Consider the following 20,853-nt stretch of genomic DNA (forward strand, 5'->3'; position numbering starts at 1 on the left):
AAAGGTGCTCCACTAAAACGGAGGCGCCTCCGTTTATCTACGTGGGGGCTGGCCGGGCATGGTTCAAGCCCCCATATCCCTGGTGGAGAAAAAAATTGGCTTTTGAGCCCGTCACAACTGTCGACCAAAAACCCGCCGCCGCCGACAAACCGCTGCGCGCGGATGCCCAGCGCAACCGCGACCGGCTGGCCGAGGTCGCGGCGGCTATGTTTGCCGAGCGCGGCATCGATGCCTCGCTGGAGGAGATCGCGCGCCGCGCCGGCGTCGGTATCGGCACGCTCTACCGGCATTTCCCGACGCGCGAGCATCTGGTCGAGGTGGTCTACCGCCGCGAGGCGGAGGCGCTATGCGCGGCGGCCGGCGAGCTTGCGGCAAAACATCCCTCCGATCTAGCTCTGGAAGAGTGGATGCGCCGCTTCGTCGACTATATCGCCACCAAGCGCGGCCTGGCGACCAGCCTGCGCATCCTGTTCACCACCAATTCGACGCTCTTCTCCGACACGTCGGGCCGGGTCTCGCAGGCGCTGCGGCAACTGGTCGAGGCGGCGGTGGCCGACGGCACGATCCGCGGCGACGTCGATGCCTCCGACGTGCTGCATGCGCTAGGCGGCATCTACTCGGCGCCCGACACGCCTGAGTGGCGCGACCGTTCGCGGCGGTTGGTGAAGCTGTTGATGGACGGCTTGCGGTTCGGGGCAGGGAAGGCTGGGTGAACGGGGATAATGGCCGCGCAACCGTGCGCGACAGGATGATTTGAGGGGCATTCAATGTATGTAGGCCGTTCCTACAAGGTGGTCGATTTCGCGCTGTGGTCGCGGCGCAGCGTGCTCTACATGGTGGTGGTGAGCGGGCTGGCCGTGGCGGCCTACCGCCTGCCGGGCATTGCCGGGTTCTCCGTGCCATGGTCGGTGGTGCTGGTGCTCGGCACCACCGTATCGCTCGTCGCCGGCTTCAAGAATTCGCAGGTGCTCACCCGCAGCGGTGAGGCGCTGCAGGCTTTCACGCAGATCACGGCCAGCAGCCGGATGTGGTCCAATTTCTGCCGGGACTTCCTCGATGCGCCGACGGCTCGGAAGCTCATCTACCGCCACATCGCCTGGATGACGGCGCTGCGATACGCACTGCGGCGGCCGATGCCGTGGGAATCGATGGGGAAGGCCGCCAATATCGAATACAGGCGGCGTTACCACATCCAGGAGGACGGGGGCTCGATCGCCGACGAATTGCGTCCGCTGCTGGGCGACCAAACCGTTGATGTCCTGAAATCGCCTCGTCCGGCGATAGCCTTGCTCGAAATGCAGTCGGTCCAGGTCAACGGGCTGCTCAAGGACGCCAAGGTTCCGGCGCAGGTCTATGTCGAACTGACGAAGCTGATCCGCGACTTCCACGACCAGCAGGCGCGCTGCGACCGTATAAAGAACAATCCCTATCCCCGGCAATACGCCATCGTCAGTTCCATGTTCGTCATGATCTTCTGCACGCTGCTGCCGTTCGGCGTGGTTCCGGTGTTCGCCGACATGGGCAAACTGGACGGCATGCTCGGCTCGATCGCCATCTGGCTGACAATCCCGTTCAGCACGCTGCTGGGCTGGGCCTACATGTCCCTCGACCAAGTCGGCGAGAGCAGCGCCAACCCTTTCGAGGGCAACGCCAACGATGTGCCGATCTCGCAAATCTGCCGCGACATCGAGATCGAGATTCGCGCCGGGCTCGGCGAGAGCGACCTTCCCAAGCCCTTGCCGCCGGTCAACGACATCGCGATGTGAGGCGGGAGCGGGCGCCTACCGGCGGGAGATCACCCGCAGCCAGGGCGCCAGGTGGAAAGCGCTCATCAGCAGGTACATGGCGGGCATCCCGGTCAGGATTGAGCCGGCCAGCGGCGAGGCGCCCATGCATGGCATGGCGGCATCGCCGCCTTGAAGGCGGGAAAGCAGCGCCATCAGTGCGAAGGTGGGCGCTGCTGCCAGGCACAGCCAGTCGGCGATGCCACGAGGGGCGGCATTCTCGGCGCTGCCGATGCCGGATTGGATATCGCTCATGGTCTTATTCCCTTGGTGATTGCGACCCGTCGGGACCTGGGTCCTCGGCCCTGCCGGAGGCGGGAGAGGAACCCAGGCTGGACAGGCCTGCGCCGGTTACTGCTTGTCCTTGTCGCGGAAGGCGGCTTCGCCGGCGGCGGACACCTCGGCCCATTTCTTGTCGGCTCCGGCTTCGTAGTTGTCGTGCCAGTTCCACCAACTGTAGAGCGGGGTCTGCGGGTAGCCTTCGGGCGAGTCCTCCCAGAGCTCCTGGCGGCCGAGCGGCGTGACGTCGAGATAGCTCCAGACGGTGCCCAACGCCTCGTCGCCGCGGTTGTTGATGAAATAGGTGCGGAAGATGCGGTCGCCATCATGAATGAACACGTTGTGGCCGTGCCATTCGTCGACGCCGAAATCCTTGTCGAAGCCGTCGGTGATCGTGTACCAGGGCATCTCCCAGCCCATCCGTTGCTTCAGCCGCGCAATGTCGGCCTGTGGCGCGCGCGAGGCATAGGCAAGCGTGGTGTTGCGGGCGTTGAGATGGGCGAGGTGGCCGACCTGGTCGGCGCCGAGCGAGCAGCCGCGGCAGGCGTGCTCCGGCCAGCCATAGACGCCAGGCTCGAAGAAGGCGCGGTAGACGATCAACTGGCGGCGGCCTTCGAACAGGTCGAGCAGGCTCACCTTGCCGTCGGGGCCCTCAAAGACATAAGCCTTGTCCACTTCCGTCCACGGCATGCGCCGGCGTTCGGCCGACAGCGCGTCCCTGGCGCGCATCGTCGCCTTCTCCTTCACCAGCATCTTTTGGTGCGCGGCTTCCCAGTCTTGCCGTGAAACGATCGGCGGGGTCTTCATCGTCATGGTCATTGGTCTTCTCCTTTGCCAGTCGTGGCGTCGTTGCGGTGTGGTGTTGCCTGGGGATGTCGGGGTGCCGCAGGCGCGGCGGAATCCAAGAGATCCGGTCCGGCGCAGCAAGGGTGGCGTGCTGCGTGCTTGGCCGTATCATTGGCCGTGTCGAGGTCGGGGTCGATGGAAGCAGGCATCTTTTGTATCTCCTATGCGTGCCGTCATTGCCGACTTGCTGGGCCGACTTGCTGGGCCGACTTGCTGGGCCGACTTGCTGGTTGACGGTACTGACGTAAGTTAGGGCGGCTCGGTGCCGAGGTGGGAGTTACAAGTGTGACGGGATTTGAATGGACTCGCTGATCACCTCGGCAGCGCTGGCGCTGGCGGCCGGCGATCCGCTTGGGGCGCTCGACCGCGTCGCCCTGCGCGAGGATGCGCCGGCGCTGGCGCTGCGCGGCATCGCCATGGCGCAGCTCGGCGACTTCGATCGCGCCAAGCTCTTGTTGCGGCGGGCCGCGCGCGCCTTCAGCCCGAAAGAGGCGGTCGCGCGCGCCAGATGCGTCGTCGCCGAGGCCGAGATCGCGCTGGTCTCGCGTGATCTCGGTTGGCCGGCCAAGGCGCTCGACGCGGCCCGCACGGCGCTGGAAAAACACGGCGACCGGTTGAACGCGGCGCATGCCGGCCACCTCAAGGTGCGCCGCCTGCTGCTGATCGGCCGCCTCGACGAGGCCGAGCATGTGCTGGCCGGGCTCGACCCGGCGCCGCTTCCGCCGGCGGCCAGGGCCGCGCACGAGCTCGCCGTCGCCGGCATCGCCATGCGGCGCCTGCGGACCAGGCCGGCGCGCGCGGCGCTGGAGTGGGCGCGACATGCCGCCCGCAAGGCCGGCATTCCCGGCCTTATCGCGGAGGTCGACAGCGCGTGGCAGGCATTGGAAACACCCGCGGCGCGATTGATCGCGCAGGGCAGGGAGCAGCCGCTGCTGCTCGAAGAGGTCGAGGCGTTGCAGGGATCGCCGGCGCTGGTCGTCGATGCTTTCCGCTACGCCGTGCGCGCTGGGCGGACCACGGTTTCGCTGGCAAGCCGGCCTGTGCTGTTCGCCTTGGCGCGGACGCTCGCCGAGGCCTGGCCCGGGGACGTGTCGCGGGGCGAACTCGTGGCGCGGGCCTTCGGCGGCAGGCATGCCGATGAATCGCATCGCGCGCGCCTGCGCGTCGAGATCGGGCGACTGCGCGCCGAGCTTCGCGCACTGGCCGGCATCAGCGCCACCAAGCATGGCTTCACGCTGGCGCCGCGCCAGGCGCGCGCGGTGATGGTGCTGGCGCGGCCGATCGAGGAGCGGCACGCGGCCGTGCTGGCCTTGCTGGCCGACGGCGAGGCCTGGTCGAGCTCGGCCCTGGCGCTGGCGCTTGGAACCGGCCAGCGCAGCGTACAACGGGCGCTCGAGCCGCTTGCCGAGGCCGGCAAGGTGCAGTCCTTCGGCCAAGGCCGGGCGCGCCGCTGGATGACGCCGCCGGTGGCGGGTTTCACGACCACCTTGTTACTCCCGGCGCCGCTGCCAAACGGCTAAGTGTGTCGATATTCAGGTGATGCCGGCCTGCAAAGGTCAGCGGGATGACGACCACACTAAAGGATCAAGAAATGAAACATTCAGCGGCCGAAATTTTGAGGGAATACGGACCCTTTCCCGGTGCCAAGACGGTGGCCGGGGTGAGCTTTGACGGCAAGAACGTCTGGTTCGCCTCGGGCGACAGGCTGAACGCCTTCGACCCGGAGAGCGGGCAGGCCTTGCGTTCGATCGATGTCGCGGCGCACGCCGGCACCGCCTATGACGGCCGGCATTTCTTCCAGCTCGCCAAGGACCGCATCCAGAAGATCGATCCCGACACGGGCGAGGTGCTTTCCACCATTCCGGCACCCGGCAATGGCGGCGATTCCGGTTTGACCTGGGCCGAAGGCACGCTGTGGGTGGGGCAGCACCGGGAGCGCAAGATCCACCAGATCGATCCCGAGACCGGAGCGATCCTGCGCACCATCGAATCCAACCGTTTCGTCACCGGGGTGACCTGGGTCGAGGGCGAATTGTGGCACGCCACCTGGGAGGGCGACGAAAGCGAACTGCGCCGCGTCGACCCACGGACGGGCAAGGTCCTGGAGAAGCTCGACATGCCTGCCGGCATGGGCGTCTCGGGGCTGGAGTCCGATGGCGGCGACCGCCTCTTCTGCGGCAGCGGAAACGCCGGCGTGGTGCGGGCGGTGCGTCGGCCGAAATAGGGACCGCGAATTTTCCCTCGGCGACTGGCCGTTGCGCGATGTCGGGCCTAGATAGGCTGGACCATCCCCCCGCAAAAGGACCAGATCATGCCCGAACAGATCACGTTGAACGACGGCGCCGCCATTCCCGCGCTTGGCCTTGGCGTGTGGCAGGTCGATCACGACATCACCGCGCAGGTAGTGGGCTGGGCGATCAAGGCCGGTTACCGGCTGATCGACACCGCCGAGGGTTATCAGAACGAGGAAGGGGTCGGCGAGGCGATCCGCGCCGCCAGCGTGCCGCAAAGCGAGCTGTTCATCACCTCGAAGCTGCGCAACGGTGCCCACCAGCGCGATGCGGCGCTTCGTGCCTTCGACGACACGATGCAGAAGCTCGGCGTCGAGCAGCTCGACCTGTTCCTGATCCATTGGCCGGTGCCCAGCCAGGACAAATATGTCGAGGCGTGGAAGACGCTCGTCGAGCTGAAGCAGGCCGGCCGCATCAAGTCGATCGGCGTCTCGAATTTCAATCCTGATCATCTGGAACGCATCATCGGCGAGACGGGCGTGACACCAGTCGTCAACCAGGTCGAGTTGCATCCGCACTTCCAGCAGCGCGCGCTCAGGGAGTTTCACGCCCGGCACGACATTCATACGGAAAGCTGGAGTCCGTTGGGCAGCGGCCGCCTGCTGAGCGATCCGACCATATCAGGCATTGCCCGCAAACACGGCAAGTCCGCCGCGCAGACGATGATCCGCTGGCATCTCCAGCAAGGGCTGATCGTCATCCCGAAATCGGTCCGCCAGGACCGTATCGCGGCCAATTTCGACGTCTTCGATTTCGAACTGGACGCGCAGGACCTGGAGACGATCGCCGGCATGGATTCGGCTGACGGCCGCAACGGGCCGAACCCGGCCACGGCAGCCTTTTTGTTCTGAGCGTGCCAATCGGCCGATCTCCCCCCTCGTGGGGGAGATGCCCGGCAGGGCAGAGGGGGGCACTGTCCCGCCGGCCTCTCAGTCCGTACCACCCAAACCCGCCACGATGACAATATGCTGGCAGACATTTTCGATGTCGCGGATGACATCGTCATTCCAAAACCGGAGCACGGTCCAGCCGTCCTGTTCCAGCCGCTTCGTCCTGAAGGTGTCGGCCGCTGCAAGCTCTGCGTCGCCGTGCTGCGATCCATCGAGTTCGACGACGAGCTTCTTCTGAGGGCACGCAAAGTCGACGATATAGCCGGCAATAGGCAATTGTCTTCGAAAGCCAAGCCTCATCAGCCGATGCGCGCGAAGTTCATTCCAGAGCTTTAACTCCGCGTCGGTCATGACCTTGCGCATCGATCGAGCGTTTGCGCGGTTTTGTGGGGGCAATGGCGTATGCGGCATGGCAGCTTCGATTGTGATTGAGGTTGGCGCTCTACGGCGCCCCCCTCTGTCCTGCCGGACATCTCCCCCACGAGGGGGGGGAGATCGGCGGCTTCGCCCTCGGCGCGTTAAATCCCCGAGCCGTCCAGCTGTTGCGCGTCGTCGCCTTCCCATGGCGCCGGCATCGAGGCGCCCCGGCTGAGATTGGCCGAGGGCATCGGCATCCAGCACTTCAGCTCCGGCTCGGCGTATTCGACGACGCGGCCGGGCGAGGAATCGGAGGCGCGCCAGCCTTCCTCACCGAACTGATCGGCGCGTGACCAGTAGGCGAGGTCGACTTCCGCTGGCCCCTGCTCGGACGGGCGGACCGTAACGAGTATCCGGCTGCCGTCTTTTGGCGCGCTGGACATGTGGCGCCAGCGGTCGGGCTCATCCATCGTTCTTCCTCCTGCCTTGCTGCGGGATGAAGTGTCGCCTCGCCACCGGAGGCGGTCAACCCAAACTTTGCACGACCCGTCCTGTTTCAATGGGCTGCTCGTTCCGCCCGGTCCGCTGGGAATGTATGATTGGTCGGATTGCACCAGCCGCATCCGTCCTTGATCTGGCGATGGTCGCCGGGACAAAGAGAGGCATTCATGAGTGACAGTGTCGAGCCGACGCCGGCTGGAGTGGAAACAAAACTGTACTTCAGCCGCAACCCCAATCCGCGCCTGGGGGTCGCGGTGGCGCGTCATCTCGGGGCGAAAGTGACCTTCGAATTCGCGTCGCCGTTCGCGCCGGGGCAAGCGGAGCGATTCCGGCCGCTCAATCCCAACCTTTCCCTCCCCATACTGGCGTGGCCGGGCGGCAGCCTGTGGGAGGCCGACGCCATAGCCTGCCGGTTGTCGCGCGACATGGGTTCGGATTTCTGGCGCAGCGGCGAGGATGAGCCCGACATGATCCGCTGGCTGAGCTGGGGCAAGGAGAATTTCGTGCGGGCCTGCGACATGGTGCATTTCGAGCGCGGCACCAAGCAGCGCTATCACATCGGGCCGATCGATCACCAACTGGTCGAGGAGGGGCTGAAACTGTTTCACACGACGGCGGCGATCCTGGAGAGCGCGCTTGCGGGCCGGCAATGGCTGGTCGGGGACGAAGTCTCGTATGCCGACTTCCGCATGGCGACGTTCCTGCCGTTCAACGACGTCGCTGGGCTGCCGCTTGGTGATTATCCCGCGCTCACCCGCTGGTACGGGCGCCTTGAAGCCATCGACGCCTGGCGTGATCCCTTCGAGGGTCTGGATTCGCCGCGATTGCCGCCAGTCCCGGGACAGATCGAGCCGCATGAGGCGGCGCCGAGGCTGTAACCGAAAGGGGTGGCGACCGGCGTATACGTTTGGAGAGAAACTTGAAGACGCCGGCCGCCTTTGGGGGCGTTGGGTGCATCACGTTGGGGCACGATGCAGGGTCAGGTTAGGCGGATGCCTGGTGTCCGCAATCGGAACACCGGCCCATGGTGAACAAGTGGTTACTATCCACAGGTCAGGGCTGTAAACGGCAGGCGGCCCGCCGGTTTCGGCCGTCCATCGCGGCCACTTCGTCGTTCTCTCGGCTGTGCGCAACGCGAATCGCCGGCCATGCCACGCTCGACGGGCCGCGATCGGGTTGATAAGCCCGTCTGCGAAGGAGCTGATGAGTCTGGCATGACCGTTGCGATCGAGATGGGACACACGACGGCGGGCGACCCGGCGAAGCTCGATCTCGAGGAATTGCTGGCGACCCGCCTTCTGGTGCAGGGCAATTCGGGCTCCGGCAAGTCGCATTTGTTGCGGCGGCTCCTGGAGCAGAGCGCGCCTTGGGTGCAGCAGACCATCATCGACCCCGAAGGCGACTTCGTTTCGCTGGGCGAACGATACGGCCATCTGGTCATAGATGCCGAGGAGCATACCGAGCGCGGGCTGCAGGCCGCCGGCGAGCGGGCGCGTATCCATCGCGTCTCGACCGTGCTCAACCTGGAAGGGCTCGATGCCGAGAACCAGATGCGGCGGGCCGCCGCCTTTCTCGGCGGGCTGTTCGAGGTCGCGCGCGACCACTGGTACCCGATGCTGGTGGTGGTCGACGAGGCGCAGCTTTTCGCGCCGGCGGTGGCCGGCGAGGTATCGGACGAGGCGCGCAAACTCTCGCTCGGCGCCATGACCAATCTGATGTGCCGTGGCCGCAAGCGGGGGCTGGCTGGCATCATCGCCACGCAGCGGCTGGCCAAGCTCGCCAAGAACGTCGCGGCGGAAGCCTCCAACTTCCTCATGGGCCGCACCTTCCTCGATATCGACATGGCGCGCGCCGCCGATCTCCTGGGCATGGAGCGGCGGCAGGCGGAAGCCTTTCGCGATCTGGAGCGCGGGCAGTTCATGGCGCTGGGGCCGGCGCTGTCGCGCCGCCCGCTCGGCCTGCGCATCGGCCCGACCGACACCAGCCCGCGCAACGGCACGCCCAGGCTGATGCCGCTGCCGGAGGCGGCGCTCGAGGACGCCCGCGCCATCATCCTGGCCGCCCCGCCGCCGGAGACGATGCGCGCGCCACGCCGGGTGGCGTCGCCGGACCTGCTGGAGCAGCTGATGGCGGCGAAATCGGCGCCGCGCGACATCCGCCCCGAACCGGCGGAGCCGCAAATCAGCGCCGAGGATCTGGCGGAGCGGCGCGAGCGGGTGGACCGCGTGCTGCGCGCCATTCTTGCACAACCTGACGCAGGCTTCCGCGTGATCGGCGTGCTCTACCAGGAGTTCGTCGTACGCTGCCGCATCGAGGGTCTCGCTTCGGTCGTGCCTGATCTGCCCGCATTCCGCCGCATGTTGACGCGCGCCCGTGCCGGGCTGGGGTCTGAAACCAGCGAGGACGATGTGTGGCGCGACGTCTCGGTGCGCGCCTCGCTGCTGCCGGAGGACATGCAGGGCGTGTTCATGATGATCGCGCGCGCGGCGAAGGAGGGCTGGCCGTGCCCAAGCGATGGCGCGATCGCCCGCGCCTATGGCTCGCATTCCATGCGCCGGGCCCGGCGGCTGCTCACCTATATCGAGGAGCAGGGTCTCATCGTCTGCCAGCTCGACGGCGCCGGCCGGCGCACCGTGACGCTGGTCGAACTCGCCTGGGCCACGGCGCCCGGCGACCCCAACGCCGAGGAGGCGGAGCAGGGGAGCCTGGCGCTGTGAGAGCGCTATGAAGCATTCAACCTTGGGCTGTCGCAGGCATCCTGGCAAGACCGGCCGGATGCGGTCGCTTGTCGGCTTTCGGTGAGGGCCAGCCGTGCGACGCCGCCACCCTAACTGGACGGTGATGACACCGTCGACCGCCCGCCATCCCGATGGGATGATGAGCCGGTCCGTCCCGATGTGCGGCGATCGGTTCCCGGCTTCGCGGGCGCGGAGCCTGCCGGGAACCAGCGACGGCCACGCAGGTTGAATCAGCGTTGGTTTCCCGAGGCGAGGCGACGTCATGAGCATCCTGCAAAGCATCAAGAAAGCAGCCGAACAGGTGACCGGTGCCGCAAGACCGGACAGACAGCAGGCAGCCGATCTTGTCAGGCCACGAAAATCGAACGAGTTCAGGTTTGGGGATGATGGCCTGGTGCCCAACCATCCGTCCTGGCCGCTGGTGGTTTATCGCGGTGCCGTGACGCTGCCGGAGGACTTCGATCCCGCGGCCGTCATGGAGGAGCTTTTCTCGGCCAATGGCTGGGGGGACAGCTGGCGCAACGGCATCTACGACTATGTCCACTACCATTCGCGCATCCACGAAGTGCTGGGCGTGGCGCGCGGTACGGCGAAAGTCCGGTTCGGCGGCAAGAAGGGGCGAACGCTGGCGCTGAAGGCCGGCGATGTCGCGGTTCTTCCAGCCGGCACCGGGCACCAGCGCATCTCCGCCTCAGACGACTTTCTCGTGGTTGGCGCCTATCCGCCATCCGGCACCTATGACGAATGCACGACTACCGCCGACCACGCCAAGGCAGTGGCGACGATCCCCAGGGTCGGCCGGCCGCGCAAGGACCCGGTTTACGGAAGCAAAGGCCCGCTGCTGGCGGCGTGGAAGAAAGACTGAATTCGCAGAAGCCCAGGAGAGCAAAACTCATTGGCGCATGCCCTGCCTCGGCACGAGCGCTCGAGCGGATCGACGCAACAGCATCACATCGGTGGAACGCTCTCAAACGCCCGCGATCGCCAGAAGCCAAGCCAGGATATCGAGCAACAGAAAGACCAGCGCAAACTGCAACGCCATCCGGAGCCGCTGGATAATCCGCCAGTTGCTGGCCATGTCCGCCTTGATGCGGAGGGCCAGCGCGCGGTGCATGGCCGACATCGTCGTCGGCTTGTCGCCATCGACATAGTGATGGAGCAGTTCTTCTGGATCGAAGCGAAATGTGTATTGATGGTAGGGCCAAAGCATGAAGACGATCAGCCCGCCGATGCTGAACAGCAGGGTTACGGCGGCCCAGTCCCAAACTCCAAGCCCGTTGGAAAGGGCCGCGCCGCCCAGCAACGAGTTTGCGAATGCGGTGGCGAAGATGAGGCTCCCGGCGCGGGTGTTCATGTTCTCGACAACGGTCTGCTGATGCGTGAGACCTCTCACCGCCTCCTGATAAATAAACGCAAGACGAGGATCGTCGTCGTCAAGACCGCCTGCGACAGGTCTGTTGCTTTCTCCTCCATGCGGACGTGCGGCCATAAGGGTGCCTCTCTGGCAGGGCAGGGGAGGCGCAGCTTAACCCAAAATCCTTAGCCGTTAACCACTGCCTTTCGAGATGCTTCTACCGCTCCTCGATAATCCGCAGATACGCCGCCGTCAGGAACAGAACGATCAGCCCGAACAAGATCCGCCTCGCACCTTCCGGCATTTGCAAGATGGTGAGCAGCGTGGTCAGCACGGTGAGGATCAGCGCGCCGATGATGGTGCCGGTGTAGCCGCCGCGGCCGCCGAAGATCGAGGTGCCGCCGATGACGGCCGCCGCCACCGAAGGCAGCACCAGCGGCTCGGCGAGCGAGAGCGAAGGGGCCTTGATCAGGCCGATATAGAGCAGGCCGGTGATGCCGGCGAGCATGCTGGAGGAGATGTAGAGCGCTGTTATGACCTGCCAGTACTGGACGCCGGAGAGGCGGGTCGCGCGCTCATTGTCGCCGACGGCGTAGAGCAGGCGGCCGAAACCGGTGCGGGCGAGCGTGAAGACGATGAGGGCGGCCAGCGGCACGAACAGCAGCAGCGCGTTGGGAAAGCCGGAGGTGACGCCGGTGCCGAGCCAGGCGAGGAAGTCGGGGATTTTGGCGCCCGACGCGATCACCGTGCGCTGATAGACCTGCAGGCAGCCGGTGCCGATCAGGCTGGTGCCCAGCGTCATGATCAGCGGGTGGACGCGGAACACGCCGACGCCGATGCCGTTGATGAGACCGATCAGCACCGCCGGCATCATCGCCAGCAGGAACGCCACCGCCGGGTCCTGGTTCACCACTTGCGTCGCCATGATGAAGGCGCTCATCGTCGCCACCGTGCCGACCGAAAGGTCGATGCCGCCGGTCAGCATGGTCATGGTCTGGCAGCCGGCGAGGATCGCCAGCGGTATGGCGAACTTGATCGTGTTGGCGATCCAGCGCTCGTTGACGATGCCAGGGCGCAGGATCTGCAGGATCACCACCAGGATGACCAGCAGGATGATCAGCGGGATAAGGGGCCGGTCGGCCATGAAACGCTTCAGGCGGCGGCCAAAGGGAATGGGCGTGATCGCGGTGCTGCTCATGGCGCGGCTCCTGCTCGCGATGGGGTGGGGTAGGTGGCGTTGCAGGGGAAGGGTGGCGCTCTACGGCGCCCCCCTCTGGCCTGCCGGCCATCTCCCCCTCTAGTGGGGAGATTGGATGTCGTGACGGCTTTCGCCAATAGTCGGCGCTGCAAGAATGAGCGGGGCGCCAAAGCTGCCAATCTCCCCCCTTGAGGGGGAGATGTCCGGCAGGACAGAGGGGGGCGCCGTAGGGCACTACGTGCCAATTCACACCTGCTCATCATTGCCGCCCCCGCATCGTAATAAACGCGCCGAACATCACCACGGCGACCATGATCAGGCCTTCGATGATGGCGGTGACGTTGGGGTCTATGGCGAGCAAAGTAAGGTCGGTGCGCACCAGGCGCAGCACGAAGACGGCGACGATGGGGCCGAGCAGGCCGCCCTTGCCGCCGCCGAGCGCCACGCCGCCCAGCACGACCGCGGCGACGCTGGCGAGCAGATAGGGGCCGGGGATGGGGGCGCCGATGCCGGTGCTCATGGTCAGCGCCAGCCCGCCCATGGCCGCGAACAGGCCCGACAGTGCGTAGGCGATGACTCTTGTGCGGGCAACAGGCACGCCGCTGCGGAACGCCGCCAGTTCGCTCGAGCCGATGGCATAGATGGAAAGGCCGAGGCGCGAGCGCCGAAGCGGGATCCAGACGATGCAGAGGCAGACGACCAGCACCAGAAGCGCCTTGGGCAGCCAGGCATCGATGGTATCAGGCAGGCCCGGTATCGGCACGGTGCCCGAGATCAGCGCCTTCAGCCATTCGGCGGCCGCCCCGCCCGGCGCGCCGAGCACCAGAAGGGCGGCGCCCTGAAGCACGAACAGCATGGCGAGCGTAACGACAATGTCGGGCACGCGGGTGACGACGATGAGCAGGCCGTTGAGCGCGCCCAGCACAAAACCCATGGCGAGCACGAAGGGCACCACGAACAGGGCGTATTCCTCCGAGGCGCCGTTCATCATCGAGGCGGCGGTGACGCTGGTCAGCGCCATCATGGCGGCGACCGAGAGGTCGATGCCGCCGGCGATGACGACAACGGTCTGGGCGGCGACGGCAAAGGCATAGGGTAGCACGGCTCGCGCCAGCGAGCCGAAATCGCCGCTGCCATAGCCGGGCTGGATCAGTTTTGTCGCGATGAACAGAACGATCAACAGGGCAAACAGGCCTGTTACCCAGCCCTGGCGGCGCAGGAAATGGCTCATGGCGTTGCCTCCGGCGCGTCGGAAGCATTGGCCGTAGGGTCAGCCAAAATGCCGATATCGGCCTTGGCGCCGCGCGGCAGGCCGTAGGCGGCGCGCATCAGCGCCGGTTCATCCGCTTCCTCGACAGGGAAAATGTCGACGAGGCGGCCGCCGAAGATGACGATGACGCGGTCGCAGACGCGCTGTACCTCTTCGAGTTCGGAGGTGTAGAACAGCACCGACTTGCCATTGCCGGCGAGCTCGCGCAGCAGCTTATAGATCTCCTGCTTGGTGCCGACATCGATGCCGCGCGTCGGGTCGAAGCACAGGATGGTGCGGGCATCCGCCGCGATCCAGCGGGCGATGGTCACCTTCTGCTGGTTGCCGCCGGAGAGGCGCTGCACCTCGCCCTGGGCGCGAGTATCGATCTGCAGGCGCTGGATGGCGCTCGCCACCGTGGCGCGCTCCTTGCGCATGGCAATTGGTCCCCAGTTGCGCAGGGGGGCGCTGAAGGGGAGCGCAATGTTCTCGCGCACCGAGCGCTGCATGGCGAGCGCTTCGGAACGGTCGCCGGGCACATAGGCGATGCCGGCGCGGATGGCGTCGATCGGGTGGGCGAATTTCACTGGGCTGCCGTCGACCTCGATCGTGCCGCCCGACGGTTTGATCGAGCCGGCAAGAGCGGCGAACAGCTCGTCCTGGCCCTGGCCTTCCAGCGCCACCACGCCGGCGACCTCGCCATCCCCGAGGTCGAAGGAGACGTCGCTGAGCTTGGTACCGACGCGCAGGTTGCGTACGGCGATGCGCGGGCGGGCAGGGGGGCGGGCCTTCTCGCTGGCGCCGCGGCCGGCGACATGGGTCTTGACGATGCGGCTGCCGAGCATCAGCTCGACGATCTTTTCTTCCACGCCCGGCACGATGTCGACGACGCCGACGGTCGCGCCGTCGCGCAGCACCGTGGCGCGGTCGCAGAGCGCGGCGATCTCGACGAAGCGATGCGAGATGAAGATTACGGCGCGGCCGGCGTCGCCCTGGCGGCGCACTACCTCCAGCACTTTTTCGGCAAGGTTGGCGGGCAGTGCCGCCGTCATCTCGTCGAGCAGCAGCACATCGGGCTCGACCGCCAGCGCACGGGCAAGGTCCAGCACGCGCAGCACGGCCAGCGGAATGTCACGCGCGGTGTCACGCAGGTCGAGGTCAGGAATGCCGAGCTCGCGCACCCAGGCGCGGAACGGCTCGACCGGAGTGCCGGTCAGCCGCAGATTGGACAGCACGTCGAGATCGGGGATCAGCGACGGCTCCTGGTAGACGGGCAAAAGCCCGGCGCGCCGCGCGGCGGCGGGCGAGCGTATGTCGCGCGCCTCGCCACGGACCAGGATGCGGCCGGCATTGGCTGATATGGCGCCGGTCAGGATTTTCACCAGCGTCGACTTGCCGGCGCCATTGGCGCCCATCAAGGCGTGCACCTCGCCCGGTAGGACGGAGAGCGACGCGTTACGCAAGGCGGCAACCGCGCCGTAATTCTTGGCGACGCCCGTGGCGTCGAGGAGGAGATTGGTCAAATCGTGTGGTTCTCGGTGAAGCTGTTCAGATGTTTGAAGGAGCTCAATTGCTTTGACAGGTTGGCACTCTACGAGGCCCCCCTCTGTCCTGCCGGACATCTCCCCCTCAAGGGGGGAGATTGGCCGTCGTCTCGACTTTCGCCAACTTTCAACGTTGCAAGACGAGAGCCGGCGCCGGAATTGTCAATCTCCCCCCTTGAGGGGGAGATGTCCGGCAGGACAGAGGGGGGCGACTTAGAACGCCGACCTTCGCATGACGAGGAGGCGACCCGCCGTCCTCGTCACGTAATTCAAACCCGGCTTACTCCCCCGGGCCCTTGCAAGCCACGATCTGGTCCTTGGTGTAAGTCGTCCAGTCCGGGATCGAGATCGAGACCGGCCATTCCGGGCTGAGCGACGGGTCGGCGGCGGCCTTCAGCTTGGCCTTGCCTTCGTCGGTGGCGTTGTCCCACAGCTGCGGGTCGACCAGCACGGTCTGCTGGGCCGGCTTCTTGCCGTCGAGGATCTGCAGGGCGAGCGTCACACCGGCGCCGCCGATCGAGCCGGGGTTGGTGACGGCAGCGCCGACGAGGCCCTTGACCGAGCTCAGCTGGCCGACGAAACCGGCATTGTCGGCGCCGACCACCGGCACCAGCGGCGCCTGCGATTCGACCAGCGCGTCGACGATGACGTTGTCGATGCCCGAGGTCCACACGCCGTTGAACGGCGTTCCGGTGGCGAGGAACGACAGCATCTGCTGCTTGGCCTGGTCCTGCTGCCAGCCGGTGAAGACTTCCTGCGCGACCTTCACGTCGGGGAATTCGGCCAGCGCCTTCTTGAAGCCTTTGTCGCGATCGCTGTCGGCCGACGCGCCGGCCGCACCGCGCATATAAAACACCTCGCCCTTGCCGCCCATCTGGCCGAACAGCCATTTGGCGCCGAGATAGGCATATTGTTCCTGGTTGTTGGAAATGATGTAGGCCGACGGTTCGGTGACCGCCTGGTCGACGGCGACGACGACGATGCCGGCCTTGGTGGCTTCTTCCAGGCCCGCCTTGATGCCGGCCGGATCGGCGGGGTTGACGACGATGGCGTCTACCTTGGCGCTGATCAGGTTGCGGATGTCTTCCAGCTGGCCGGCGGCATCGGTGTTGCGGTGGGCGATGTTGAGCTTGGTCACTTCGCCGGAGGCGAGCGCCTGCGCCTTCATGGCGCACACCATCTCTTCGCGCCAGCCATTGCCCTGCACGGTGTTGGAAATGCCGATCGTGTATTTGCCGGCGGCGGACGAGACACCCACCGAGGCCAGCAGTGCCGCGCTGGCAAGCAGCGGGATCATGGTCAGATATTTCTTCATTTCAGTCTTCCTCCACATTTGTTTTCAGTTCAGTTTTAATCCGTTAAGCCGCGCCACTCACAAACAGAGTCAAGTGGCCCGCCATGCCATCACTTGACGAAGGGACGCAGCACGTCGCGGGCGAGCAGAAAGCCCCGCTTCACCTGATCGTCGCTGCCTTCAAATCGCCTGTCCTCGTGTTCGATGATGACCGATCCGTCATAGCCGGCGCGATAGAGGCCGGAGAAGAAGCCGCTCCAGTCGACATCGCCCAGCCCCGGCATGCGCGGCACCTGCCAGCCTATGCCGGCTGACAAAATTCCGCGCTCGTAGAAACCGTCATGATCAATCATCAGGTCCTTGGCGTGGGCGTGGAGCATGTAGGGGCCGAATTCCCTGATGAAGCGGGCCTGGTCGATCATCTGCCAGACCAGGTGCGAGGGGTCGAAATTCATGCCGACATCGCCGCCCCAGCTCTCCAGGATGCGTCGCCAGACCTGCGGCGAATAGGCGATGTTGTGCCCGCCCGGCCATTCGTCATAGCTGAAGATCATCGGGCAGTTCTCGAAAGCGAGTTTTACCCCGTGGTCGCGCGCATGGGCGACGATTTCAGGCCAGACTTTCAGCGCGTCCTGCCAGTTGACGTCAACGGTCTTGGACGCATCGCCGCCGCAGAAGGTGTTGACCACTGATGCACCCATGTTGGCGGCCAGCACGATGACCTTTTTGAGATGGCCGATGACCGCCTCGCGGTGCGCGGCATCGGGATGCAGCGGGTTGGGGTAGTAGCCGAGGCCGGAGATGGACATGTTCTTTTCCGCCAGCGACGCGGCAATCTCTTTTGCCTGCGAGGCCGACGTGCCGGCAGCGTCGATATGGCTGGTGCCGGCATAGCGGCGGGTCGCGCCGGAGGTTTTCGGCCAGCAGGCGATTTCCAAGGCCTCGAAGCCGACGGAGCTTGCCCAGCCGGCGACCTCGCCTAGCGGCGTCTCCGCGAACGGTGCGGTGAGCAGTCCAAGTTTCATCATGCCTCCCCTGACCGCGACCCCGCGATCGATGCCTATAATGCCGATTGTTTGGATCGCTTCAACCTCGCGACCTCGTCTTGTTCGAGACTGTGACGGACTGCCGCCATCGGATCGTCCGACAGCAGTTCGCCAAGCGCCGAAGCCGCGGCCTGCCGGAACGTCTCGTTCGCGGCAAGGTCGGGATCGAAAATCGTGTCGATGGCCAGGATGGCGGAAGCCAGAGCCGGCGCATCGTTGCCCGTCGCGTCGGCTATTGCCGCGACCTTGCCGGCATAGGGATCCGACACCGGCCAGCGTTTGCCGAAGCGGGCCGAGGCCAGGATCAGATAGGCCATCCAGCCGGCGACCGGCACCGACAAAAGGCCGATGCTGGCCCCCTGGTTCAGCCGGTCGCGGATCGGGTTGAGCAGGCGCTGGACGATCTTCTGCGAGCCATCGGTGGCGATCTGGTGGTTGCGGTGGCGGATGGCGGTGTTGCGCAAGCGGCCGAGGCTCTGGTCGACATAAGCCAGTGGCTCCATGCCAGGCACCGGCATCAGCGTCGGCAGGGTTTCCTCGACCAGCATGCGCCTGACGAAGACCGACAGCAGCGGGTCGGCGATGGCATCGAATGTGTGTTCGAGGCCAGCCAGTACGCCGAGCGTGGCGAGCGTCGTCTGCGCGCCGTTCAGCACCCGCATCTTGAGATGCTCGAAGGGCGTGACATCGTCGACGAAAGTCGCGCCGGCCAGGTCCCAGCGGGGCACGCGGCCGGCGAACTTTTTCTCGATCACCCATTGCCGGAACGGTTCGCCGACGGCGACGGCGGCATCGCGGTAGCCGAACCACTGTTCGACGCTATCGAGGTCGTCCCGCGTCACCGCCGGCGCTATGCGGTCGACCATGGCCGAAGGGAAGGTGGCATTGGCCGCGATCCAGTCGGCGAGCCCATTGCCGCGCCGCTCGGCAAAGCTCCGCACGACATTTTCCAGGATGACGCCATTGGCCGGAATGTTGTCGCAGGAGAGCAGTGTCAGCTTCCGGCCATGCGTGGCCCGGCGCATCTCCAGCGCCCGTGTGAGGATGCCGGGCACGCTGCGCGGAGTGTCCGGGTTGGCAAGGTCATGGACGATGTCGGGATGGCCGAGGTCGAGCGCGCCGCTCGACGGGATGTGGCAATAGCCTTTTTCCGTCACCGTCATCGTCACCAGTTCGATGTCGGGCGAGGCGAGCGCGGTGAGCGCCGGTGCGGCGCTGTCCTGGCTGTCGATCACCTTCACGATGCTGCCAATGACGCGCGCCTCGACATAGCCGTTCTCGCGGATCAGCCTGGTGTAGAGGCCGCCTTGCCGGCCGAGCGTGTCGGCGAGGGTGGGCGGGCGGATGTTGATGCCGACAATGCCCCAGCGGTCGAATTGCAACGACAAGAGTTCGTCGGTGTATTCGGCCTGATGGCAGCGGTGGAAGGCGCCGACGCCAAGATGCGCCACGCCGGGTGACAGCGACGCCCGGTCATAGGATGGCCTTTGCACGGCAGCGGGAAGCCGCTCCAGCAGCCTGGGCTCGAGCGTTTCGATGCTGCTCACCGGTTCGCCCCGATCACCGACTGCTCCTGGTCGATCACCGCACCGGTCATCGGCCCGGCCGCGTCGGAAAGCAGGAAGACGGCGAGGTTGGCGATATCCTCGGGCCTGAGTAGCCGGCCAAAGGGCTGCGCGGCATTGGCGGCGTCGAGCCAGCCCGGGCCGTTGCCCAGCGTCTCGGCCTGCATGATGCGTTCGGCCGGCGTGTCGGTCCAGCCGACATTGATGCCGTTGACGCGGATGCGGTCGAAGCGGTGGGCGTTGGCGGCGTTCTTGGTCAGCGTCGCCAGCGCGCCCTTGGTGGCGGAATAAACGGCCAACTCCGGCGAGCCGCAATGGGCGTTGATCGACAGGATGTTGACGATCGCCCCGCTTTGGTCGCGCTTCTTCATGTCGGCGATCGCGGCCTGCATCAGGAAGAAGGGTGCGCGCGCATTGACCGCGAACAGCGCCGCCCAGTCGTCCAACGACGCGTCGAGAAAGGAGGCGCGGTCGGTCAGGCCGGCGGCGTTGACCAGTCCGTCGATGCGGCCGAAGTGGTCGATGCAGGCCTGCGCCAGAGCGGCGGGGGTTGCCGGATCCCCCAGGTCGGCGGCGACGAAGAGCGTCGGCGTACCCAATCGCAAAAGCTCCGCCGCCACGGCATCGCCGCGCTTGCTGTCGCGCCCGGTGATCAGCAGGCCAGCAGCGCCGGAACGCGCCAGCGTCTCGGCAATGGCGCGGCCTATGCCTTGCGTAGACCCGGTGACCAGTATCACCTTGCCGTCGAGCCTGGTCTCCATTCCTCCTCCCGGAACAAAGTTTCTATTTTTTGAAATATGGAACGATAATTCCCGGTAGTCAATTGTGCCAGCAGCGCCTCATGTGCCGCGGCGCGCGGCGACGCCTTGGACCAGCGCCATGCCGACCGCCAGCGATGCCGCCAGCGAGCGGAAACCGGCGAAGTCCGATTCCACCACCTCCAGCCAGCTGTCCGAGAGCCGGATCAGCGGCGAGAAGGTACTGTCGGTGATGGTGACGATGCGGGCGCCGCGTTCGTGCGCCACCGCGACGAGGTCGGGCGTGATCGAATTGTAGGGGCTGAAGGAGACCGCCAGCACCGCATCCTGCCTGCCGATGCAGCCGACCTGGTCGAGCGCGGTGGAGCCGACATTGTCGACCAGCACATTGCGTACGCCTTGCTGCGAAAGCGTCAGCGACAGATAGGTGGTGACGGGGAAGGCGCGCTTGGAGCCGATGACATAGATCAGGTCCGCTTGTGCCAGCGTCCCTGCCATCTTCTCGAAGCTTTCGACATCGAAGCCGCTTTCGATGCGGCCGAGCGAGGCCTGCGAGGCGCCGACCATGCCGTGCAGGAAATGCAGGGCGGCGTTTGGCTCGGCCTCGGCGCGCGGCTCGCCGCGTCCTTCCGGCCAGGATCCCTTGACATGGTCCTTGAACAGGCCCTGGAAATCGGAAAAACCGGAATAGCCGAAGATCTGGGCAAAGCGCACCAGCGTCGAGGGCTGGACGCCGGCCTGCGCCGCCACCTGGGCGATGGTGCCGAGCGCCACCTCGCTCGGATGCTGCCACAGGAAGATCGCCACCTGGCGCAGGCGCTTGGGAAAATGCACCGTGCCGGAAGACAGCACGGCGCGCAGTTCCTCATAGGTCCGCGGCTGTATATAGCCAAGCGCCGCCAGCGAACGCCCGCGCTTGCGCGTCGCAGCCTCGCCGGTACTCGATCGTCCGGATGGTTTTCTCGCCCCGCTCATGAATTCAGGCTAGCGCGATACGATCGTTTTACAATATGGAAATTGGAAATCCTGTTCGAAGTGATGTCTTGGAGAGGATGTAAACGGTTCAAAGTTGGGCTCTACGAGGCCCCCCTCTGTCCTGCCGGACATCTCCCCCTCAAGGGGGGAGATCGGACGTCGCCTATGCTTTCGCCAACCATGA

At 65.8% G+C, this 20,853-nt stretch carries 21 protein-coding genes; 8 read left to right on the plus strand and 13 right to left on the minus strand.

Features of this window, described 5'->3' with window-relative positions; translation table 11 throughout:
• Positions 1 to 95: 95 nt before the first annotated feature.
• Complete coding sequence (locus tag O7A70_RS09525; RefSeq protein ID WP_337140149.1) at positions 96 to 713, plus strand: TetR/AcrR family transcriptional regulator; 618 nt, start codon at positions 96 to 98, stop codon at positions 711 to 713.
• A gap of 54 nt (positions 714 to 767) precedes the next feature.
• The gene (locus O7A70_RS09530) at positions 768 to 1,766 is read left to right on the plus strand and encodes a bestrophin family protein (RefSeq protein WP_337140150.1); all 999 of its coding nucleotides are present in this window, start codon (positions 768 to 770) and stop codon (positions 1,764 to 1,766) included.
• A 15-nt stretch (positions 1,767 to 1,781) separates the two neighbouring features.
• On the opposite strand, the gene O7A70_RS09535 is transcribed toward O7A70_RS09530, so the two are convergent.
• Positions 1,782 to 2,039 carry a hypothetical protein gene (locus O7A70_RS09535; RefSeq protein WP_337140151.1) on the minus strand — a complete coding sequence of 86 codons (258 nt, stop codon included), beginning with the start codon at positions 2,037 to 2,039 and terminating at the stop codon, positions 1,782 to 1,784.
• A 96-nt stretch (positions 2,040 to 2,135) separates the two neighbouring features.
• Positions 2,136 to 2,882, minus strand: coding sequence for a DUF899 domain-containing protein (locus O7A70_RS09540; protein WP_337140152.1), 747 nt, complete (start codon positions 2,880 to 2,882; stop codon positions 2,136 to 2,138).
• 326 nt (positions 2,883 to 3,208) lie between these two features.
• On the opposite strand from O7A70_RS09540, the gene O7A70_RS09545 reads away from it, so the two are divergent.
• The 3 genes from O7A70_RS09545 to O7A70_RS09555 all read left to right on the plus strand — a co-directional run bounded on the left by O7A70_RS09545 (position 3,209) and on the right by O7A70_RS09555 (position 6,051).
• The gene (locus O7A70_RS09545) at positions 3,209 to 4,429 is read left to right on the plus strand and encodes a helix-turn-helix domain-containing protein (RefSeq protein ID WP_337140153.1); all 1,221 of its coding nucleotides are present in this window, start codon (positions 3,209 to 3,211) and stop codon (positions 4,427 to 4,429) included.
• A 71-nt stretch (positions 4,430 to 4,500) separates the two neighbouring features.
• Positions 4,501 to 5,133 carry a Vgb family protein gene (locus O7A70_RS09550; protein WP_337132484.1) on the plus strand — a complete coding sequence of 211 codons (633 nt, stop codon included), beginning with the start codon at positions 4,501 to 4,503 and terminating at the stop codon, positions 5,131 to 5,133.
• Positions 5,134 to 5,220: 87 nt separating this feature from the next.
• Positions 5,221 to 6,051: an aldo/keto reductase gene (locus O7A70_RS09555; protein ID WP_337140154.1), complete on the plus strand. Its 831-nt coding sequence runs from the start codon at positions 5,221 to 5,223 to the stop codon at positions 6,049 to 6,051.
• A 78-nt stretch (positions 6,052 to 6,129) separates the two neighbouring features.
• Here O7A70_RS09555 and O7A70_RS09560 read toward each other — a convergent pair whose 3' ends face one another.
• On the minus strand, positions 6,130 to 6,453 hold the full coding sequence (locus O7A70_RS09560; protein WP_337140155.1) for an endonuclease domain-containing protein: 324 nt from the start codon (positions 6,451 to 6,453) through the stop codon (positions 6,130 to 6,132).
• A gap of 155 nt (positions 6,454 to 6,608) precedes the next feature.
• The gene (locus O7A70_RS09565; protein WP_027146346.1) at positions 6,609 to 6,917 is read right to left on the minus strand and encodes a hypothetical protein; all 309 of its coding nucleotides are present in this window, start codon (positions 6,915 to 6,917) and stop codon (positions 6,609 to 6,611) included.
• A 198-nt stretch (positions 6,918 to 7,115) separates the two neighbouring features.
• On the opposite strand from O7A70_RS09565, the gene O7A70_RS09570 reads away from it, so the two are divergent.
• The 3 genes from O7A70_RS09570 (at position 7,116) to O7A70_RS09580 (ending at position 10,551) form a co-directional block, all read left to right on the plus strand.
• Positions 7,116 to 7,826 (plus strand): glutathione S-transferase family protein, encoded by a 711-nt coding sequence (locus O7A70_RS09570; RefSeq protein ID WP_337140156.1) that lies wholly within the window; start codon positions 7,116 to 7,118, stop codon positions 7,824 to 7,826.
• A gap of 336 nt (positions 7,827 to 8,162) precedes the next feature.
• The gene (locus tag O7A70_RS09575) at positions 8,163 to 9,665 is read left to right on the plus strand and encodes an ATP-binding protein (RefSeq protein ID WP_337140157.1); all 1,503 of its coding nucleotides are present in this window, start codon (positions 8,163 to 8,165) and stop codon (positions 9,663 to 9,665) included.
• 283 nt (positions 9,666 to 9,948) lie between these two features.
• Complete coding sequence (locus tag O7A70_RS09580; RefSeq protein WP_337140158.1) at positions 9,949 to 10,551, plus strand: cupin domain-containing protein; 603 nt, start codon at positions 9,949 to 9,951, stop codon at positions 10,549 to 10,551.
• Positions 10,552 to 10,653: 102 nt separating this feature from the next.
• On the opposite strand, the gene O7A70_RS09585 is transcribed toward O7A70_RS09580, so the two are convergent.
• The 9 genes from O7A70_RS09585 to O7A70_RS09625 all read right to left on the minus strand — a co-directional run bounded on the left by O7A70_RS09585 (position 10,654) and on the right by O7A70_RS09625 (position 20,669).
• The gene (locus O7A70_RS09585) at positions 10,654 to 11,175 is read right to left on the minus strand and encodes a hypothetical protein (RefSeq protein ID WP_337140159.1); all 522 of its coding nucleotides are present in this window, start codon (positions 11,173 to 11,175) and stop codon (positions 10,654 to 10,656) included.
• Positions 11,176 to 11,257: 82 nt separating this feature from the next.
• Positions 11,258 to 12,238 carry an ABC transporter permease gene (locus O7A70_RS09590; RefSeq protein ID WP_337140160.1) on the minus strand — a complete coding sequence of 327 codons (981 nt, stop codon included), beginning with the start codon at positions 12,236 to 12,238 and terminating at the stop codon, positions 11,258 to 11,260.
• A 259-nt stretch (positions 12,239 to 12,497) separates the two neighbouring features.
• Positions 12,498 to 13,469, minus strand: coding sequence for an ABC transporter permease (locus tag O7A70_RS09595; RefSeq protein WP_337140161.1), 972 nt, complete (start codon positions 13,467 to 13,469; stop codon positions 12,498 to 12,500).
• The gene (locus tag O7A70_RS09600; RefSeq protein WP_337140162.1) at positions 13,466 to 15,010 is read right to left on the minus strand and encodes a sugar ABC transporter ATP-binding protein; all 1,545 of its coding nucleotides are present in this window, start codon (positions 15,008 to 15,010) and stop codon (positions 13,466 to 13,468) included. Before O7A70_RS09600 ends, O7A70_RS09595 begins: the two co-directional genes overlap by 4 nt.
• Before the next feature lie 301 nt (positions 15,011 to 15,311).
• The gene (locus O7A70_RS09605; protein ID WP_337140163.1) at positions 15,312 to 16,346 is read right to left on the minus strand and encodes an ABC transporter substrate-binding protein; all 1,035 of its coding nucleotides are present in this window, start codon (positions 16,344 to 16,346) and stop codon (positions 15,312 to 15,314) included.
• Between the two features lie 89 nt (positions 16,347 to 16,435).
• Positions 16,436 to 17,350, minus strand: a complete 915-nt coding sequence (locus O7A70_RS09610; RefSeq protein ID WP_337140164.1) for a sugar phosphate isomerase/epimerase family protein — start codon at positions 17,348 to 17,350, stop codon at positions 16,436 to 16,438.
• A 35-nt stretch (positions 17,351 to 17,385) separates the two neighbouring features.
• Positions 17,386 to 18,918, minus strand: a complete 1,533-nt coding sequence (locus tag O7A70_RS09615) for a mannitol dehydrogenase family protein (protein ID WP_337140165.1) — start codon at positions 18,916 to 18,918, stop codon at positions 17,386 to 17,388.
• Complete coding sequence (locus O7A70_RS09620; protein WP_337140166.1) at positions 18,915 to 19,697, minus strand: SDR family oxidoreductase; 783 nt, start codon at positions 19,695 to 19,697, stop codon at positions 18,915 to 18,917. The genes O7A70_RS09615 and O7A70_RS09620 overlap by 4 nt, the downstream gene beginning before the upstream one ends.
• A 78-nt stretch (positions 19,698 to 19,775) precedes the next feature.
• Positions 19,776 to 20,669: a MurR/RpiR family transcriptional regulator gene (locus O7A70_RS09625; protein WP_337140167.1), complete on the minus strand. Its 894-nt coding sequence runs from the start codon at positions 20,667 to 20,669 to the stop codon at positions 19,776 to 19,778.
• Between the last annotated feature and the right edge of the window lie 184 nt (positions 20,670 to 20,853).

Origin of the sequence: Mesorhizobium sp. Cs1299R1N1, assembly GCF_037179655.1 — a bacterium.
Taxonomy (GTDB): Bacteria; Pseudomonadota; Alphaproteobacteria; order Rhizobiales; family Rhizobiaceae; genus Mesorhizobium; species Mesorhizobium salmacidum.

Excerpts from the sequence above, each read along its gene's own strand:
- O7A70_RS09530 (WP_337140150.1), top strand. The coding sequence starts at position 768 with ATGTATGTAGGCCGTTCCTACAAGGTGGTCGATTTCGCGCTGTGGTCG.
- O7A70_RS09590 (WP_337140160.1), bottom strand. The coding sequence starts at position 12,238 with ATGAGCAGCACCGCGATCACGCCCATTCCCTTTGGCCGCCGCCTGAAG.
- O7A70_RS09560 (WP_337140155.1), bottom strand. The coding sequence starts at position 6,453 with ATGCGCAAGGTCATGACCGACGCGGAGTTAAAGCTCTGGAATGAACTT.
- O7A70_RS09580 (WP_337140158.1), top strand. The coding sequence starts at position 9,949 with ATGAGCATCCTGCAAAGCATCAAGAAAGCAGCCGAACAGGTGACCGGT.
- O7A70_RS09595 (WP_337140161.1), bottom strand. The coding sequence starts at position 13,469 with ATGAGCCATTTCCTGCGCCGCCAGGGCTGGGTAACAGGCCTGTTTGCC.
- O7A70_RS09570 (WP_337140156.1), top strand. The coding sequence starts at position 7,116 with ATGAGTGACAGTGTCGAGCCGACGCCGGCTGGAGTGGAAACAAAACTG.
- O7A70_RS09565 (WP_027146346.1), bottom strand. The coding sequence starts at position 6,917 with ATGGATGAGCCCGACCGCTGGCGCCACATGTCCAGCGCGCCAAAAGAC.
- O7A70_RS09585 (WP_337140159.1), bottom strand. The coding sequence starts at position 11,175 with ATGGCCGCACGTCCGCATGGAGGAGAAAGCAACAGACCTGTCGCAGGC.
- O7A70_RS09575 (WP_337140157.1), top strand. The coding sequence starts at position 8,163 with ATGACCGTTGCGATCGAGATGGGACACACGACGGCGGGCGACCCGGCG.
- O7A70_RS09535 (WP_337140151.1), bottom strand. The coding sequence starts at position 2,039 with ATGAGCGATATCCAATCCGGCATCGGCAGCGCCGAGAATGCCGCCCCT.
- O7A70_RS09605 (WP_337140163.1), bottom strand. The coding sequence starts at position 16,346 with ATGAAGAAATATCTGACCATGATCCCGCTGCTTGCCAGCGCGGCACTG.
- O7A70_RS09540 (WP_337140152.1), bottom strand. The coding sequence starts at position 2,882 with ATGACCATGACGATGAAGACCCCGCCGATCGTTTCACGGCAAGACTGG.
- O7A70_RS09625 (WP_337140167.1), bottom strand. The coding sequence starts at position 20,669 with ATGAGCGGGGCGAGAAAACCATCCGGACGATCGAGTACCGGCGAGGCT.
- O7A70_RS09550 (WP_337132484.1), top strand. The coding sequence starts at position 4,501 with ATGAAACATTCAGCGGCCGAAATTTTGAGGGAATACGGACCCTTTCCC.
- O7A70_RS09610 (WP_337140164.1), bottom strand. The coding sequence starts at position 17,350 with ATGAAACTTGGACTGCTCACCGCACCGTTCGCGGAGACGCCGCTAGGC.
- O7A70_RS09620 (WP_337140166.1), bottom strand. The coding sequence starts at position 19,697 with ATGGAGACCAGGCTCGACGGCAAGGTGATACTGGTCACCGGGTCTACG.
- O7A70_RS09555 (WP_337140154.1), top strand. The coding sequence starts at position 5,221 with ATGCCCGAACAGATCACGTTGAACGACGGCGCCGCCATTCCCGCGCTT.
- O7A70_RS09545 (WP_337140153.1), top strand. The coding sequence starts at position 3,209 with ATGGACTCGCTGATCACCTCGGCAGCGCTGGCGCTGGCGGCCGGCGAT.